Source organism: Pseudomonas sp. MPC6 (assembly GCF_006094435.1).
Lineage (GTDB): Bacteria > Pseudomonadota > Gammaproteobacteria > Pseudomonadales > Pseudomonadaceae > Aquipseudomonas.
Window position 1 is genome coordinate 6,225,472 of sequence record NZ_CP034783.1, and the last position, 15,221, is coordinate 6,240,692.

The 15,221-nt window shown below is 62.2% G+C and carries 17 protein-coding genes; 4 read left to right on the forward strand and 13 right to left on the reverse strand.

What is annotated here, in order from left to right; translation table 11 throughout:
* Positions 1 to 17 precede the first annotated feature (17 nt).
* Positions 18 to 809: a DUF2135 domain-containing protein gene (locus ELQ88_RS30995; RefSeq protein WP_128872463.1), complete on the reverse strand. Its 792-nt coding sequence runs from the start codon at positions 807 to 809 to the stop codon at positions 18 to 20.
* Between the two features lie 353 nt (positions 810 to 1,162).
* Here ELQ88_RS30995 and ELQ88_RS31000 point away from each other — a divergent pair, with 353 nt between their 5' ends.
* The 4 genes from ELQ88_RS31000 (at position 1,163) to ELQ88_RS31015 (ending at position 6,286) form a co-directional block, all read left to right on the forward strand.
* Positions 1,163 to 1,405: an exodeoxyribonuclease VII small subunit gene (locus ELQ88_RS31000; protein WP_064680011.1), complete on the forward strand. Its 243-nt coding sequence runs from the start codon at positions 1,163 to 1,165 to the stop codon at positions 1,403 to 1,405.
* Entirely contained in the window at positions 1,402 to 2,289 is an 888-nt protein-coding gene (gene ispA, locus ELQ88_RS31005) for a (2E,6E)-farnesyl diphosphate synthase (RefSeq protein ID WP_128872464.1), read from the forward strand. Before ELQ88_RS31000 ends, ispA begins: the two co-directional genes overlap by 4 nt.
* A gap of 92 nt (positions 2,290 to 2,381) precedes the next feature.
* Positions 2,382 to 4,280: a 1-deoxy-D-xylulose-5-phosphate synthase gene (dxs, locus tag ELQ88_RS31010; protein WP_128872465.1), complete on the forward strand. Its 1,899-nt coding sequence runs from the start codon at positions 2,382 to 2,384 to the stop codon at positions 4,278 to 4,280.
* Positions 4,281 to 4,402: 122 nt separating this feature from the next.
* Complete coding sequence (locus ELQ88_RS31015; RefSeq protein ID WP_138969221.1) at positions 4,403 to 6,286, forward strand: TonB-dependent receptor; 1,884 nt, start codon at positions 4,403 to 4,405, stop codon at positions 6,284 to 6,286.
* A gap of 39 nt (positions 6,287 to 6,325) precedes the next feature.
* Here the strand turns inward: ELQ88_RS31015 and ELQ88_RS31020 are convergent, their stop codons facing one another.
* From ELQ88_RS31020 to nrdR, 12 genes are all read right to left on the reverse strand, one after another.
* Entirely contained in the window at positions 6,326 to 7,126 is an 801-nt protein-coding gene (locus ELQ88_RS31020) for a cobalamin-binding protein (protein ID WP_128872467.1), read from the reverse strand.
* Positions 7,126 to 7,545, reverse strand: a complete 420-nt coding sequence (locus ELQ88_RS31025; protein ID WP_128872468.1) for an MFS transporter — start codon at positions 7,543 to 7,545, stop codon at positions 7,126 to 7,128. The genes ELQ88_RS31020 and ELQ88_RS31025 overlap by 1 nt, the downstream gene beginning before the upstream one ends.
* On the reverse strand, positions 7,542 to 8,159 hold the full coding sequence (gene ribA, locus ELQ88_RS31030) for a GTP cyclohydrolase II (protein ID WP_128872469.1): 618 nt from the start codon (positions 8,157 to 8,159) through the stop codon (positions 7,542 to 7,544). The genes ELQ88_RS31025 and ribA overlap by 4 nt, the downstream gene beginning before the upstream one ends.
* 257 nt (positions 8,160 to 8,416) lie before the next feature.
* A complete protein-coding gene (locus ELQ88_RS31035; protein WP_138969222.1) occupies positions 8,417 to 9,145 on the reverse strand; it encodes a transporter substrate-binding domain-containing protein in 729 nt (242 codons plus the stop codon).
* Positions 9,146 to 9,167: 22 nt separating this feature from the next.
* The gene (locus tag ELQ88_RS31040; RefSeq protein WP_128872471.1) at positions 9,168 to 9,671 is read right to left on the reverse strand and encodes a phosphatidylglycerophosphatase A; all 504 of its coding nucleotides are present in this window, start codon (positions 9,669 to 9,671) and stop codon (positions 9,168 to 9,170) included.
* A complete protein-coding gene (thiL, locus tag ELQ88_RS31045) occupies positions 9,668 to 10,633 on the reverse strand; it encodes a thiamine-phosphate kinase (RefSeq protein ID WP_138969223.1) in 966 nt (321 codons plus the stop codon). Before thiL ends, ELQ88_RS31040 begins: the two co-directional genes overlap by 4 nt.
* 18 nt (positions 10,634 to 10,651) lie before the next feature.
* Positions 10,652 to 11,152 (reverse strand): transcription antitermination factor NusB, encoded by a 501-nt coding sequence (gene nusB, locus ELQ88_RS31050; protein WP_008153530.1) that lies wholly within the window; start codon positions 11,150 to 11,152, stop codon positions 10,652 to 10,654.
* Entirely contained in the window at positions 11,149 to 11,625 is a 477-nt protein-coding gene (gene ribE / locus ELQ88_RS31055; RefSeq protein WP_128872473.1) for a 6,7-dimethyl-8-ribityllumazine synthase, read from the reverse strand. Before ribE ends, nusB begins: the two co-directional genes overlap by 4 nt.
* A gap of 91 nt (positions 11,626 to 11,716) precedes the next feature.
* A complete protein-coding gene (ribBA, locus tag ELQ88_RS31060) occupies positions 11,717 to 12,808 on the reverse strand; it encodes a bifunctional 3,4-dihydroxy-2-butanone-4-phosphate synthase/GTP cyclohydrolase II (protein ID WP_064680021.1) in 1,092 nt (363 codons plus the stop codon).
* Between the two features lie 30 nt (positions 12,809 to 12,838).
* Positions 12,839 to 13,504, reverse strand: a complete 666-nt coding sequence (locus tag ELQ88_RS31065; RefSeq protein ID WP_128872474.1) for a riboflavin synthase — start codon at positions 13,502 to 13,504, stop codon at positions 12,839 to 12,841.
* Between the two features lie 46 nt (positions 13,505 to 13,550).
* Entirely contained in the window at positions 13,551 to 14,684 is a 1,134-nt protein-coding gene (gene ribD, locus ELQ88_RS31070; RefSeq protein WP_138969224.1) for a bifunctional diaminohydroxyphosphoribosylaminopyrimidine deaminase/5-amino-6-(5-phosphoribosylamino)uracil reductase RibD, read from the reverse strand.
* Positions 14,681 to 15,145 carry a transcriptional regulator NrdR gene (gene nrdR / locus ELQ88_RS31075; RefSeq protein ID WP_003228656.1) on the reverse strand — a complete coding sequence of 155 codons (465 nt, stop codon included), beginning with the start codon at positions 15,143 to 15,145 and terminating at the stop codon, positions 14,681 to 14,683. Before nrdR ends, ribD begins: the two co-directional genes overlap by 4 nt.
* Positions 15,146 to 15,221 lie beyond the last annotated feature (76 nt).

Sequence of the window (15,221 nt, forward strand, 5' to 3'; positions counted from 1 at the left end):
TCCGTGGTGCGGGATGTTCAATAGTTGAAAGTCTTGACCAGCAGCAGATCACCGATCGCGCGCAGGGGCACGATGAAGGTCTCACGTTTCTCGTCGACAGTGTTTTCGTTCAGTACCAGGTTGATTTGCGAGGTGATCACCTCGTTCTGGTTGCCGCGCTCATCGAAGTTATAGCCGCCACTGCCGAAGTTGCCCCAATAGTTCACATAAACCAGATAGGTGCCATGCATCGGCGCGGTCATGGTGAACATTTCCGGGCCGGGGCCGTCGACACCATCCGGGTCCAGGCCACCGCCGTTGTTCATCGCCGGGCGCGCCCAGAATGCATGCTGGCCGTCGGGGGTAATGATATGCAGGTCGAGCTCGGCCTTCGGATCGTCCCAACCCAGCACCAGGCGAATCCGCGCCGGCGTGCGCAGGTTGTTGGCTTCATAGAATTGAACGCGCTTGAGCGATTGGCCTTCGGCACTGCGCACTTCGACGCTGTTGGAACCGGCGCCAAAGGCATACGGCCGGGCGAAACGTCCCTGGTCGTCGGTGTACAGGTTGAGGGGATTGCCGTTGACCGCCAGGGTATGGGGCCCGCGTTGGGTGCCTATGGCCTTGAGCTGGCCTTCGATCATCGTGCGATTGCGCTGCACGCCGCGGTCGATGGGCGGCGTGGGATAGGCAACCTGAGGCTGTTCACTGCGGTCCAGCAGGCCATGGTAGCGCCAGCCGCCTACCGGTTCCGACAGTTCGGCCGTGGGTTCGGCCCTGGCAGCGGTGGCGCAGACCAGCCCCATCAGCAACAGCAGCAATGAACGCATGTGACGCCTCCTGCCATGCCTGACGAAACCTTGCGCCTGATCCTCGGCGCGTTACAGATCCAAGCCCTGCGTTTCGTCTGAAAGCCCCGTGACCGTGGGGTTGTAGAAGACCCGAAGATTAGCCATTCAGCGGTTTTTTAACAATCAGACAGCTCTCTATTTACTGTAGGAATTATGGGATTTGCCGGGCGTGAGCCGAATAGCGCGCTTATTCGGCTCACAAAATGAGCCGAATAACCAAAATCACTCTTGGAGGCGCCGCAAACTGCAACTCCCAATACCCCGCTCATTTGCCCATACCCCCCATGTCTGCTAGTGTCGCGCCGGTTTAACGTCAACCGGAAATAGCCGCCATGGCCCGCAAAAAAGCTGCACTGGATTTCGAACAATCGCTCGCTGAACTGCAAACGCTGGTCGAGCGTCTGGAGAATGGCGAATTGTCGCTGGAAGACTCGCTGACGGCTTTCGAGCAAGGCATCGGCCTGACCCGCGATTGCCAGGCGGCGCTGGCCCAGGCCGAACAAAAGGTTCAAGTGCTGCTCGAGCGTGATGGCGAGTTGGCCGAGGAACCCTTCGACGCGGATTTGCCAGAATGATTGCAGCGTATTCGGCCACCAGCCAGGACCGTGTCAATGCGGCACTGGAAAGCCTGTTCATCGCGCCAGGCCCCGAGCTTGCACGTCTTTACGAAGCCATGCGTTACAGCGTGATGAATGGCGGTAAACGGGTGCGTCCGTTGCTGGCCTACGCCGCCTGCGAAGCGCTGGGCGGCAAGGCTGAGCACGCCAACGGCGCAGCGTGTGCCGTGGAGCTGATCCACGCCTACTCCCTGGTGCACGACGATTTGCCGGCCATGGATGACGACGACCTGCGTCGTGGCCAGCCGACCACGCACAAGAAATTCGACGAAGCCTGCGCGATCCTGGCGGGCGACGGTTTGCAGAGCCTGGCCTTCAGCGCCCTGCTCGACCCGCGCCTGAGCGCTGTGGATGCCGAGATCCGCCTGCAAATGGTCAGCGCCCTGGCGTTGGCGGCAGGCCCGGCCGGCATGGTCGGCGGCCAAGCCATCGACCTCGGTTCGGTCGGTTTGAAGCTCGATCAGAAAGCCCTTGAGTACATGCATCGGCACAAGACCGGTGCGCTGATCGAGGCCAGCGTCCAACTCGGCGCCCTGGCCAGCGGCCGTGCCGAGAAAGACCAATTGAAGTCGCTGCAGGCTTATGCCCAAGCCATCGGCCTGGCGTTTCAGGTGCAGGACGACATTCTCGACGTCGAAAGCGATACCGCAACCCTCGGCAAACGCCAGGGTGCCGACATCGCGCGGGACAAGCCGACCTATCCGGCCCTGCTCGGCCTCGACGCAGCCAAGGCCTACGCCCTGGAACTGCGCGATCAGGCCTTGCATGCACTGCGACCGTTTGACGCGGCCGCCGAACCGTTGCGCGACCTGGCCCGCTATATCGTCGGCCGGCGCAGCTGACGGCGTATCCGCCAACTTGAGACCTACGCGTGGGCAGGGGGCGATGCATCAGGTAAACTGCCGCATCTTTTATACCTATAACGATTCGCCTGATGCCCACGACGTTTCATGAGATTCCCCGCAAGCGCCCGACCACGCCCCTGCTCGACCGTGCCAACACGCCGGACGGCCTGCGCCGGTTGGGCGAAGCCGAGCTGGAAACCCTGGCCGATGAGTTGCGCCTGGAATTGCTCTACACGGTCGGTCAGACCGGCGGGCATTTCGGTGCCGGCCTGGGCGTCATCGAGCTGACCATCGCGTTGCATTACGTCTTCGACACCCCGGACGACCGGCTGGTGTGGGATGTGGGTCATCAGGCCTATCCGCACAAAATCCTCACGGGCCGTCGCGAGCGCATGGGCACCCTGCGCCAGAAAGACGGCGTCGCCGCTTTCCCGCGGCGCTCCGAGAGCGAGTACGACACCTTTGGCGTCGGCCACTCCAGCACCTCGATCAGCGCAGCGCTGGGCATGGCCATCGCCGCCCGCCTGCAGAACAGTGATCGCAAGGCAATCGCGGTGATCGGCGACGGTGCGTTGACTGCCGGCATGGCGTTCGAGGCGCTGAACCATGCGCCGGAAGTGAACGCCAACATGCTGGTGATCCTCAACGACAACGACATGTCGATCTCGCGCAACGTTGGCGGGCTGTCGAACTACCTGGCGAAGATTCTTTCCAGCCGCACTTACGCGAGCATGCGCGAAGGCAGCAAAAAGGTCCTGTCGCGCCTGCCCGGTGCCTGGGAAATCGCCCGTCGCACCGAAGAATACGCCAAAGGCATGCTGGTGCCCGGCACGTTGTTCGAAGAGCTGGGCTGGAACTACATCGGCCCGATCGACGGCCACGACCTGCCGACCCTGATCGCCACCCTGCGCAACATGCGCGACCTGAAAGGCCCGCAATTCCTGCACGTGGTGACCAAGAAAGGCAAAGGCTTCGCCCCGGCGGAAGTCGACCCGATCGGTTACCACGCCATCACCAAGCTCGAACCGGTGGACGCGCCGGCCGCTGCGCCGAAAAAAGCCAGCGGGCCGAAGTATTCCGGCGTGTTCGGCGAATGGCTGTGCGACATGGCCGCTGCCGACCCGCGGTTGGTGGGCATTACCCCGGCGATGAAAGAAGGCTCGGACCTGGTGGCGTTCAGCGAGCGTTTCCCGCAGCGTTACTTCGACGTGGCGATTGCCGAGCAACACGCCGTGACCTTCGCCGCCGGCATGGCGTGCGAAGGCGCGAAACCGGTGGTGGCGATCTATTCGACGTTCCTGCAACGGGGTTACGACCAGCTGGTGCATGACGTGGCCGTGCAAAACCTCGATGTGCTGTTTGCCATCGACCGCGCAGGCCTGGTGGGCGAAGACGGCCCGACGCACGCGGGCAGCTTCGACCTGTCGTTCCTGCGCTGCATCCCCGGCATGTTGGTGATGACCCCGAGCGATGAAAACGAACTGCGTAAAATGCTCACCACCGGCCACCTGTTCGACGGCCCGGCGGCGGTGCGTTATCCGCGCGGCTCCGGCCCGAACGCGACGATCGAGAAAGACCTCGAGCCGATCGAAATCGGCAAGGGTGTCGTTCGCCGCCAGGGCAGCAAGGTCGCCCTGCTGGTGTTCGGCGTGCAGCTGGCAGAGGCGTTGAAAGTGGCCCAGACGCTGGATGCGACCGTGGTCGACATGCGCTTCGTCAAGCCGTTGGATGAGGCACTGGTGCGCGAGATCGCCGGCAGCCACGAGCTGTTGGTGACCGTCGAAGAGAACGCGATCATGGGCGGTGCCGGCGGCGCGGTCAGCGAGTTCCTCGCCCGGGAAAACATCCTCAAGTCGATGCTGCATCTGGGCTTGCCGGACAGCTACGTCGAGCACGCCAAGCCTGCGCAGATGCTGGCGGAGTGCGGATTGGATGAGGCTGGAATCGAGGCATCGATTCGTCAGCGCCTGCAATTGCTCAATTTGTAAACCCAATCGCCTCCTGTAGGAGCCGGCTTGCTGGCGAAGGCGTCCTCAAGGACGCCAAAAGCTTCGCTGGCAAGCCAGCTCCTACAGGGGACCGAGTTTTCTTCGATTTCTACGAATAATCCATGAATCTCTCCCGCCTCGCCCTGACGCTGACCCTTCTGCCGTCCGGCCCACTCCTGGCCGACACCTTCGAACGCGACCAGGCCCTGAAACTGCCCGATGTTCTGATCAGTGCCAACCGCCAGGTCGAAGCCCGCAACGACAGCAGCGCCGCCAATACCGTGTTCACCCGCGAAGACATCGATCGCCTGCAACCGGGCAGCGTCACGGATTTGCTGCGTCGGGTACCGGGGGTGCAGATCGGTCAAACCGGCGGGCGCGGCAGCCTGCCGGGGGTGTACATACGCGGAACCAAGTCGGCGCAGAGCCTGGTGCTGGTGGACGGTCAACGCATCGGCAACTCCACCTCCGGCGACAGCAACCTGCAACACATCAATATCGAGCAGGTCGAGCGCGTGGAAGTGCTGCGTGGCTCGCGTTCGGTGATTTACGGCAGCGATGCGATTGGCGGGGTGATTCAGATATTTACCCGTCGTGGCGGCGAACAAGGCCTGCATCCGCGCCTGCACGTGGGCTTTGGCAGCAACCAGACCTGGGAACGCAGCCTCGGGCTATCCGGAGGTGATGAGCAAACCCGCTTCAACCTTGGCGCGAGCCTCGATGAAACGGCCGGGATCAATCGCACCCACGCGTCTTATCCGAGCGATGGCGATCACGATGAGTACCGCAACAAGTCGCTCAGTTTGAGCCTGAGTCACGCTCTCACCGATGACATCGAAATCGGCGCCAACCTGCTCGATAACCGCGGCAAAAGCGCATTCGACAATCCGTTCGGCCGCTTCGACATGACCACGTTCGAATCGGTTCAGGAACAGCCCTACAACGAATTCACGGTCAGTGGCGCCAGCAGTTACCTCGACGCGAAGATCAACGAGGCGTGGAAAACCCGCGTCGAAGTCAGCCACAGTGAAAACCGCGAGAAGACATTCGACAAGCTCAGCGCGGAACGCAGCGTATTCAACACTTATCGCGACTCGGTGAACTGGCAGAACGATCTGACCCTGAGCGACCGCAACAGCCTGATCCTCGGCGGCGACTGGTACGAAGACCGCATCAACAGCAGCACACCCTTCGACGAAGACAGCCGCTGGAACCGCGCGGCGTTCATCCAGCATCGCTATCAGGCGGACAGCTTCTCCACGGAGTTGGGGTTGCGCCGCGACCAGAACCAGCAGTTCGGCGGCCAGAACAGCTGGAGCGGCACCTTCACCCTGCCGCTGGCCCCGGACAACGACCTGTTGCTGACCTACAGCGAAGGTTTCCGCGCACCGACGTTCAATGACCTGTATTACCCGGACTTCGGCAACCCGGACCTCAAGCCCGAGACTTCGAAAAGCTACGAGCTGCAATGGCGCAGTCAGCTGACTGAAACCAGCCGGCTGGAAGCTTCGCTGTATCGTACGGACCTGGAAGACGCGATTATTTTCGGCAGCAACTCACGGCCGCAGAACGTTGCCTCGGCCCGGATCAACGGGTTTGAAGCGGCATTGAAGCAGGAGCTGTTTGGCTGGCAGAGTAACCTCGCAGTGGCAATCATCGACCCGCGGGACCGCGACAGTGGCCACACGCTAGCCCGTCGTGCGCGGCGGACCTTGAGCCTGGATCTGGATCGGCAGTTCGACCGCCTGGGCTTAGGCGCGAGCTGGCAGGCAGTGAGCAGCAGCTATGACGACGAGAACAATCAGCAGCCGTTGGGTGGGTACGCCTTGCTGGGGTTGCGCAGCAGTTGGGAGCTGAATCGCGAGGTCAAGCTTGAGCTGAGGGTGGATAACCTGCTGGACAAGGGTTACAGCCGGGCGCTGTACAGCCATGACAGTAGTCAGTATGGGTATCGCGAGGAAGGTCGGGCGTGGATGTTTGGGGTGACCTGGACGCCGGGGCTCTGACCTGACGATTGCAGTGTCTGGACTGGCCTCATCGCGATCTCACCGGTCCGGCGCAATGACCTGGCACAGCTTGGCAGTCGCCTCGATCATCTGCCCACTCGGCCGCTCCAGGCCTTTATCCGTCACCAGCAGCAATTGCCCCTGCGCCACCGCCGCCACCTGCGGCCACACCTTCCACGCATCGAGCTGCGCCTGATCACCGGCCAGAATCACCTCGGGATTGCGCTGCAGCACCGCTTCGATACTGACTTGAGGCGCCGGCAATGCCAAGTCGGCGAACACATTGCGCGCGCCGCACACCTCAAGCGCATCACTGATGATCTGCCCGCCACCAACGGTGTACAGCGGCCGATCCCAAACCTGGTAAAACACCCGCAACGGCTCATCCCGACGATAACGCTGGCGTAACGCATCCAGTTGCTGACGCAAATTCCCCGCCAATGAAACACCACGCTGCGGCCTGCCGAGTTGCGTGGCAATCGCCTCGATCTGCGCGGCGAGTTGTTCGAGGTTGTGGGGTTCGGCGACGTAGGTCGGTATGTTCAGCCGCTTGAGCTGCTCACGCTGGGCCGGGCCGACGCTGCCGGGCCAGAGCAGCAGCAAGTCGGGTTTCAGGCTGAGCAGCTGCTCCATGTCCAACTGACCATAGCGGCCAACCGAAGGAATATCTTTGAGTTCGGCAGGACGTTCACCGGCATCCAGCACACCCACCAGAAGATCGGCTGAACCCAGTTCGACGACGATTTCGGAGAGCGATGGCGCCAGGCTGACCACGCGTTCGACCGCAGTCGCCGAGCCGCTGGCGGCCAGCAGCAACACTGCCAGCCAGACGCAGCGCATCAACCGAGTTGACGCGGAATACGGTAGAGGTAGAACAGCACCAGGGTCGACAGCGCCAGCAGCATCAGCGGCACCGCTTCAAGGCCGACGAACACCGCCAACGCACCGATCCACGCCGGCAGGGCGGCGGCGAGGAATGCGGTACGACGCTTGGCGGCCAGGGCGATCCAGGCGGCGGGTTCGTCAGGGGTGTCGAGGGCTTTCTGGGTGGCGATCAGCCCGTGTTTGTAGCCACCAAAGAATTTCAGGCTGATAAACATCGAGGCCACACCGGCGATGAACAATGGCATCGCCAGCACTGGCAGGATCGCCTCGCCCTGGCCAAACACGCCGTTGATCACGAACAGTGGCGCCAGGGCCAGCGCCAGGTATTGCCACCAATTGACGGACAGTCGCCGCCGCACCTGACCGCGGGTCACGCCCGGTCTGCCTCGCCCTGGTGTTCGTTGCCCATCATGTGGTCGAGCTTGCTGGCCTTGGTGGCCAGGTACAGTTTGTTGTGCGGATTGTGGCCGGTGTGCAGCGGTACGCGCTCGGCGACCACGATACCCATGTCGGTCAGAGCTTTGACCTTGCGTGGGTTGTTGGTCATCAAACGCAGGGATTCAACGCCCAGGTGCTGCAGCATCGGCAGGCACATGGCGTAATCGCGCTGGTCGGCGGCAAAGCCCAGGCGCTCGTTGGCTTCGACGGTGTCGGCACCGCCATCTTGCAACTCATAGGCGCGGATCTTGTTCAGCAAACCAATGCCACGGCCTTCCTGACGCAAGTAAAGCAATACGCCACGGCCTTCACGGGCGATGGCCTGCAAGGCTGCTTCGAGCTGCGAGCCGCAATCGCAGCGCTGGCTGAACAAGGCATCGCCCGTCAGGCATTCGGAGTGCAACCGGCCGAGTACCGGGGCACCGTCGACGAACTCACCCAGACTCAGCACGACGTGCTCGCGCCCGTTTTCCTCATCGAGGAAGCCGTGCATGGTGAATTGCGCAAAAGGCGTTGGCAGCTTGGAAGCGGCGACAAAAACGACAGGCACCGGTGTGCTCCTGATCTATAGGTACTGGAGATTCGCAGACGCGGCATTGTAACAGCAGGTTCCAACTGACGCTTAGGCTGAATTATGGGGCATAACGATCAAAATGTTTGATCACTGAATCCGCATTACGACCTGTAGGAGCAAGCTTGCTCGCGATGGTGTATCAGATACGCAGGTGTCGACTGACACTCCATCGCGAGCAAGCTCGCTCCTACAGTAGGTTAATCGCCAGTTTCAAGAGCCGGGTTCAATTCGAATCAAAACGGATAAGGCTGCTTCCAACGCTCGAAAATCGGTTTCAGCCGGCCGCTTTTCACCAATTGTTCCATGCGTTGGTCGAACAGCGCCATCAATGCACGGGCCCTGGGCGTATCGGCGAAGCACAGGTACAGCGGCAATTCCGCTATATGGGTGCGACGGAACTGCGAGGGATCCCTGGCCCGCTTGACGACGTAGTCGACCTCGGTCAGTGCATCGATGTAAAAGTCGGCGCGATTGTGAACCAGCATCGACAGGATTCCAGTACGCCGCAAGACTTCGTTGTAGCGACGCACGTTGGGCAGGTAGTCCTGATAATCGTAGCCGCGGACCCAGGCCAATCGGTAACTGCCCAGGGTTTCCGGGGTCGGCGCCGGGTTGCTGGACAGGCCCAGGGCATAGATGTGATCGGTATCGAAGCGCCAGCGCGGATAGAGCAAATCCTTGGCCTCGTCGCGATAGGAACCGACACAAGCGTCCACTTCACCCCGCTGGGCCAGCCCCATGGCGCGCACGTAGGGCTCGGTACGGATATCCAGCTTGACCCCGGCCGGCTCGAACACCTCGCGCAACACGTCCCAGCCCAAGCCGTGACCGTCAGCGGCGGTGTAGTCTTCCCAGTCTTCGCTGGCCAGATGAATCACGGAGGGGGTCGTCGGTTCATCCGCCGCCTGGGCAAGGGCACCCAGCATCGCGAACACCATGACCAGCAGCCAGCGTCGAGCCATCCCTAGTCCCCTGTTGCGCCACTCAGGCGAAAATCCATACCAGCCCCTGCATCGCCAACCACGCAAACACCCCGGCCAATACATCGTCGAGCATGATCCCGACGCCACCATGCACATGCCGGTCGATCCAGTGAATCGGCCACGGCTTGAGGATATCGAAGAAACGGAACATCAGAAAACCTGCCAGCAACCAATACCAACCTTCCGGTACCAGCCACAGGGTGATCCACATCCCGACCATTTCGTCCCAGACGATGCCTTCGTGGTCGTGTACCCGCAAATCGTCAGCCACCTTGCCGCACAGCCAGAAGCCGAACAGCATGGTGATGCCCAGCATCAGCCAGTAACCCCAGTCGGGCAACATCTGCCACAACGGAATAAAGGGTAGCGCAACTAACGAACCCCAGGTACCCGGTGCTTTTGGCAGGGTGCCCGAGCCGAAGCCGAACGCGATGAAATGCCAGGGATTGCGCCAGACCGAGGGCGGTACGAACTCCGCAGGGACTTGATTGGGATGATCTGTCACGGTGTCTCCCGAAAATGTTGATAACCCCGGGTTTGCGGGGTGATGTCTTGCCCGTCGGCATCCAGCAATGTCACGCCCTGCCCCGCGATGACTCGCCCGACCACATGGATCGGCCAGCCGCCAGCCAGCAATGGCGCTAACTCGACGGTCGGCAAGGTGAAGGCCAGCACGTAATCGTCACCGCCGCTGAGCGCTGCCGATTCGGCGCCCGACTGACCGAGCAAGGCCACTAAAGCCTTCGACAGCGGCAAACGGTCCCGTTCAACTTGAATGCCGACCTTCGATGCCAGGGCGATATGCCCACAGTCGGCGAGCAGGCCGTCGGAGATGTCCAGCGCCGAGGTCGCCTTGCCCCGCAACGCGATGCCCAGCCCCAGCTGCGGTTGTGGCGACCAGTAATGCGCCAGCAGCGGATCGGCGATAGCCGGTTCAGCCGTACGCTGGCCGAGCACCAGCGGCAAGGCGCCGGCGGCTTTACCCAGGTCACCGCCTACGCACAACAAATCGCCTGGCTTCGCGCCGCCACGGGTCAACGCCAAACCACTGGGCACACGCCCGAACACGGTCATGGTAAGGCTCAATGGCCCACGGGTGGTATCGCCGCCTACCAGTGCCACACCGCAGCCCTGCGCCATGAGGTTCAAACCACGGGCGTAGGCCTCCAGCCAATCGGCAGTCACCGTCGGCAAGGTCAAGGCAAGGGTAAAGGCAACAGGAGTGGCGCCCATGGCAGCCAGGTCGCTGACGGCCACGGCCAGCGAGCGCTGACCGAGCAGAAACGGGTCGCAGGGGTCTGCGAAATGCACACCGGCCACGAGGGTGTCGGTGGAAACAGCCAACTGCTCCCCGGGGGGAACAGCCAGCAAGGCGCAATCGTCACCGATCCCCAGAGCAACGCCCTCGCCGCCCTGCGCACAGGGCGCGGCGGCGAAGAAATTGCGGATCAGCTCAAATTCGCCCATGGCAGCTGCAAGCGCTTGTCAGCGCTTGAACGCCTTCACTTCAGCTTCACGCAGACGCGGGGCCAGTTTGTCGAGCACACCGTTGACGAACTTGTGGCCGTCGGTGGAGCCGAAGACTTTCGCCAGCTCGATACCTTCGTTGATCACAACGCGGTACGGCACGTCGACGCGCTTGAGCAGTTCCCAGGTCGACAGGCGCAGCACGGCCAGTTCAACCGGGTCCAGTTCTTCGATGGTGATGTCCAGGCACGGCGTCAGTGCAGCGTCGATCTCAGGCTTGTGAGCCGGAACGCCGTGCAGGATGTCGTGAAAGTAAGCGGCATCGACATCGCTGAAATCGTTATCGACCCGGAACTGCGCTTCGATCTCGTTCAAAGATTGCTTGGCCATGTGCCATTGGTACAGCGCCTGGGTCGCGAGCTGACGGGCTTCGCGACGCTTGACGCTTTTCGATGGCTTGCCGGCGTCCGCAGGCTTTGGATCGCGCGGGTTGAAACGATCGCTTTCGTCGCTAATCACTTGGCCTCCAACTGCGCCAGCAGGCTGACCATTTCCAGGGCGGACAGGGCAGCTTCAGCACCTTTGTTGCCGGCCTTGGTGCCGGAACGTTCGATGGCTTGCTCGATGGAATCAACGGTCAGCACGCCGAAAGCGACCGGCAAACCGAACTCCATGGACACCTGGGCCAGGCCCTTGGTGCACTCGCCCGCCACGTATTCGAAGTGCGGAGTACCGCCACGAATGACCGCGCCCAGGGCGATGATGGCTGCGAACTCGCCTTTCTGAGCGACTTTCTGCGCAACCAGCGGGATTTCGAAGGCGCCAGGCGCACGGATGATGGTGATGTCGCTTTCGCTCACGCCATGGCGAACCAGGGCATCAACTGCACCGCTGACCAGGCTTTCAACCACGAAGCTGTTGAAACGGCCCACTACCAGAGCGTAGCGGCCTTTAGGGGCGATGAAGGTACCTTCGATGGTCTTCAGGGTCATTCGTTAGATCTCTTAAAGAGCCGGGACGCGTTTTCTACGCATCCCTCAGTGATTTGTTAACCGCGAATACAGGCCCGCAAACTGCCGGTCATTATTCGGAGGGCACGTATTCTACAACTTCCAGATCGAAACCGGATATCGCATTAAATTTCATCGGCGCACTCATCAGGCGCATTTTGCGCACGCCCAGGTCCCGAAGGATCTGCGAACCGGCACCGACGATGCTGTAGGTGGTCGGTTTTTTCGCCGGGACGTGCTCCGCGGTTTCACGGATGTGTGCCAGCAACACGTCGCCATCGAGCGGGTGACCGAGCAACAGCACCACGCCGCTGCCGGCCTCGGCAACCGCGGCCATGGCGGCGCGCAGGCTCCAGCGGCCGGGCTGCTTGACCATCAGCAAGTCGCGCAGCGGGTCCATGTTGTGCACCCGGACCAGGGTCGGCTCTTCGCCGCACACGGTGCCCAGGGTCAACGCCATGTGCACGTCGCCTTCCACGGAATCACGATAGGTCACCAGGTTGAATTGGCCCAGTTCGCTGTCCAGTGGCTGCTCGGCAATCCGCTGAACGGTACGTTCGTGGATCATCCGGTAGTGGATCAGGTCGGCGATGGTGCCGATCTTGATGTTGTGCTCGGCCGCAAAAGCCTCAAGTTCGGCGCGACGGGACATGGTGCCGTCGTCGTTCATCACTTCGCAGATCACCCCGCTCGGCTCGAAACCGGCCATGCGCGCCAGGTCGCATGCCGCTTCGGTGTGGCCGGCACGGGCCAGGGTACCGCCGGCCTGGGCCATCAGCGGGAAGATGTGGCCGGGGCTGACGATGTCTTCAGCCTTGGCGTCTTTCGCGGCGGCGGCCTGCACGGTGCGCGCACGGTCGGCCGCGGAGATGCCAGTGGTCACGCCGGTGGCCGCTTCGATGGACACGGTGAACTTGGTGCCGAAACCGGAACCGTTGCGCGGCGCCATCAACGGCAGCTTCAGCAGTTCGCAGCGCTCGCGGCTCATCGGCATGCAGATCAGGCCACGGGCGTGCTTGGCCATGAAGTTGATGTGTTCGGGCTGGCAGCACTCGGCGGCCATGATCAGGTCGCCTTCGTTCTCGCGGTCTTCGTCATCCATGAGGATGACCATCTTGCCTTGGCGGATATCTTCAACCAGCTCTTCGATGCTATTGAGCGCCACAAGGCACCCCCCTTCTTTCAAAATTGAGTTTCAGGATTTGAGGTAGCCGTTGGCGGCCAGAAAGCTTTCGGTAATGTTGCCACCGGAGGTTGGCTCTGCGGCCTTGTCGCCCAGCAACAGGCGCTCCAGATAACGTGCCAGCAAGTCCACTTCCAGGTTCACCCGGCGACCTGGCTGATAAGACGCCATGATGGTTTCGCTCAGGGTATGCGGAATGATCGTCAGCAGGAACTCGGCGCCATCGACCGCGTTCACGGTCAGGCTGGTGCCGTCGACGGTGATCGAGCCTTTGTGGGCGATGTACTTCGCCAGTTCTTTGGGGGCGCGGATGCGGAATTCCACGGCACGCGCGTTTTCGGTGCGGGCAACCACTTCGCCCACGCCATCGACATGACCGCTGACCAGGTGCCCGCCCAGACGTGTGGTCGGGGTCAGGGCTTTTTCGAGGTTGACCGGGCTGCCGCTTTTCAGGTCGTTCATGGCGGTGCAGTCGAGGGTTTCACGGCTGACGTCTGCAGCAAAACCGTTACCCGGCAATTCAACCGCCGTCAGGCATACGCCATTGACCGCAATGCTGTCGCCCAGTTTGACGTCGCTCAAATCGAGCTTGCCGGTGTCTACGTGTACCCGCACATCTCCGCCTTTTGGGGTCAATGCACGAATACTGCCGATGGATTCGATGATGCCGGTAAACATGGAGTCCTCCTCGAGAACAGGGCCGTCGCGTGGCGCAGGCCGGGAATTATACGCTCGCTGCTGGCACAGGAATGGCGATGACTCGCCAATCATCGCCAACCGCACGGATTTCGGTGATTTTGAGCTCGGGTGCGTCTTTCATCTGCGCCAGCGGCCAGTCCAGCAACGGCCGTGCCGAGGAGCCAAGGAACTTGCCGGCGATGAAAATCTGGAATTCGTCGACCAGTCCCTGCCGGGCAAAGGCGCCGGCGAGACGCGGACCCGCTTCGACCAACACTTCGTTGACGCCACGATGGGCGAGCTCGACCAGCAGTTTGCGCAGGTCGACCAGGCCATCTTCACCGGCCACGATCAGGCATTCCGGACCGTTGGCGTATTGCTCTTCGACGGCCATGCAAGTGGCAACCAGCGCCGGGCCGGCCTTGAAGAACGGCGCATCCAGCGGCACGCGCAGGCGGCCGTCGATCAGCACGCGCAACGGCGGACGGCTCATCGCCAACGCCGTTTGTTCCGCGTCCAGGCCCAACTCGTCGGCACGCACGGTCAAGCGGGCGTTGTCGGCCAGCACCGTGTCGGCGCCGGTCAGCACCACGCTGGCCTGGGCGCGCAGGCGTTGTACCGCCGAACGCGCTGCAGTGCCGGTGATCCACTGGCTTTCGCCGCTGTCCATCGCCGTGCGACCGTCCAGGCTCATGGCCAACTTGACCCGCACGAACGGCAAGCCGTGTTCCATGCGTTTGAGGAAGCCTTCATTGAGCTTGCGCGCCTCGCCTTCCAGCACGCCGCTGTCGGTCGCGATGCCGGCCTGGGCCAGGCGTTGCAGGCCGCGACCGGCGACTTCCGGATTCGGGTCCTGCATCGCCGCCACCACCCGCGCCAGCCCGGCATTCACCAACGCATCGGCGCAGGGCGGCGTGTGGCCGTGATGGCTGCAAGGTTCGAGGGTCACGTAGGCCGTGGCGCCCCGCGCCTTGTCGCCAGCGGCGCGCAGGGCGTGGACTTCGGCATGGGGTTCGCCGGTGCGCACGTGCCAGCCTTCGCCGACGATTTGCCCGTCACGCACGATCACGCAGCCCACCCGCGGGTTGGGGTGTGTCGTGTAATGACCTTTGCGCGCCAGTTCCAGCGCGCGGGCCATGTAATGGGCGTCGAGGATGGCTTGTTCTGGGGAGATGGTCATTCTTTCACCGGCTCACGGGCCAGGCGATCGATCTCTTCGCGGAACTCGTTGAGGTCCTGGAAGCGCCGATACACGGAGGCGAAACGAATGTAGGCGACTTCGTCGAGCTTTTGCAGCTCGGCCATCACCAGTTCACCGACCACGAGGGATTTGACCTCGCGCTCGCCGGTGGCGCGCAGTTTATGTTTGATGTGCACCAGCGACGATTCGAGGCGCTCGACACTCACCGGGCGCTTCTCCAGCGCACGCTGCATGCCGGCACGCAGTTTTTCTTCGTCGAACGGCTGGCGGCTGCCGTCGGTTTTGATCAGGCGCGGCAACACCAGTTCAGCCGTCTCGAACGTCGTGAAACGCTCGCCGCAGGCCAGGCATTCGCGCCGGCGGCGCACCTGTTCGCCTTCGGCGACCAGACGCGAGTCGATGACCTTGGTGTCGTTGGCACCGCAGAATGGACAGTGCATGGTGGCAGGCAACAAAAAAAGGGAGGGCCATGGTAGCGCATCCGGGTGGCAAGACAAGCCATAGGCTTTGCGGTAT

Excerpts from the sequence above, each read along its gene's own strand:
- ELQ88_RS31015 (WP_138969221.1), top strand. The coding sequence starts at position 4,403 with ATGAATCTCTCCCGCCTCGCCCTGACGCTGACCCTTCTGCCGTCCGGC.
- ELQ88_RS31000 (WP_064680011.1), top strand. The coding sequence starts at position 1,163 with ATGGCCCGCAAAAAAGCTGCACTGGATTTCGAACAATCGCTCGCTGAA.
- ELQ88_RS31065 (WP_128872474.1), bottom strand. The coding sequence starts at position 13,504 with ATGTTTACCGGCATCATCGAATCCATCGGCAGTATTCGTGCATTGACC.
- ELQ88_RS31035 (WP_138969222.1), bottom strand. The coding sequence starts at position 9,145 with ATGGCTCGACGCTGGCTGCTGGTCATGGTGTTCGCGATGCTGGGTGCC.
- ribD (WP_138969224.1), bottom strand. The coding sequence starts at position 14,684 with ATGACCATCTCCCCAGAACAAGCCATCCTCGACGCCCATTACATGGCC.
- ribE (WP_128872473.1), bottom strand. The coding sequence starts at position 11,625 with ATGACCCTGAAGACCATCGAAGGTACCTTCATCGCCCCTAAAGGCCGC.
- thiL (WP_138969223.1), bottom strand. The coding sequence starts at position 10,633 with ATGGGCGAATTTGAGCTGATCCGCAATTTCTTCGCCGCCGCGCCCTGT.
- ELQ88_RS31020 (WP_128872467.1), bottom strand. The coding sequence starts at position 7,126 with ATGCGCTGCGTCTGGCTGGCAGTGTTGCTGCTGGCCGCCAGCGGCTCG.
- nrdR (WP_003228656.1), bottom strand. The coding sequence starts at position 15,145 with ATGCACTGTCCATTCTGCGGTGCCAACGACACCAAGGTCATCGACTCG.
- ELQ88_RS30995 (WP_128872463.1), bottom strand. The coding sequence starts at position 809 with ATGCGTTCATTGCTGCTGTTGCTGATGGGGCTGGTCTGCGCCACCGCT.
- dxs (WP_128872465.1), top strand. The coding sequence starts at position 2,382 with ATGCCCACGACGTTTCATGAGATTCCCCGCAAGCGCCCGACCACGCCC.
- ispA (WP_128872464.1), top strand. The coding sequence starts at position 1,402 with ATGATTGCAGCGTATTCGGCCACCAGCCAGGACCGTGTCAATGCGGCA.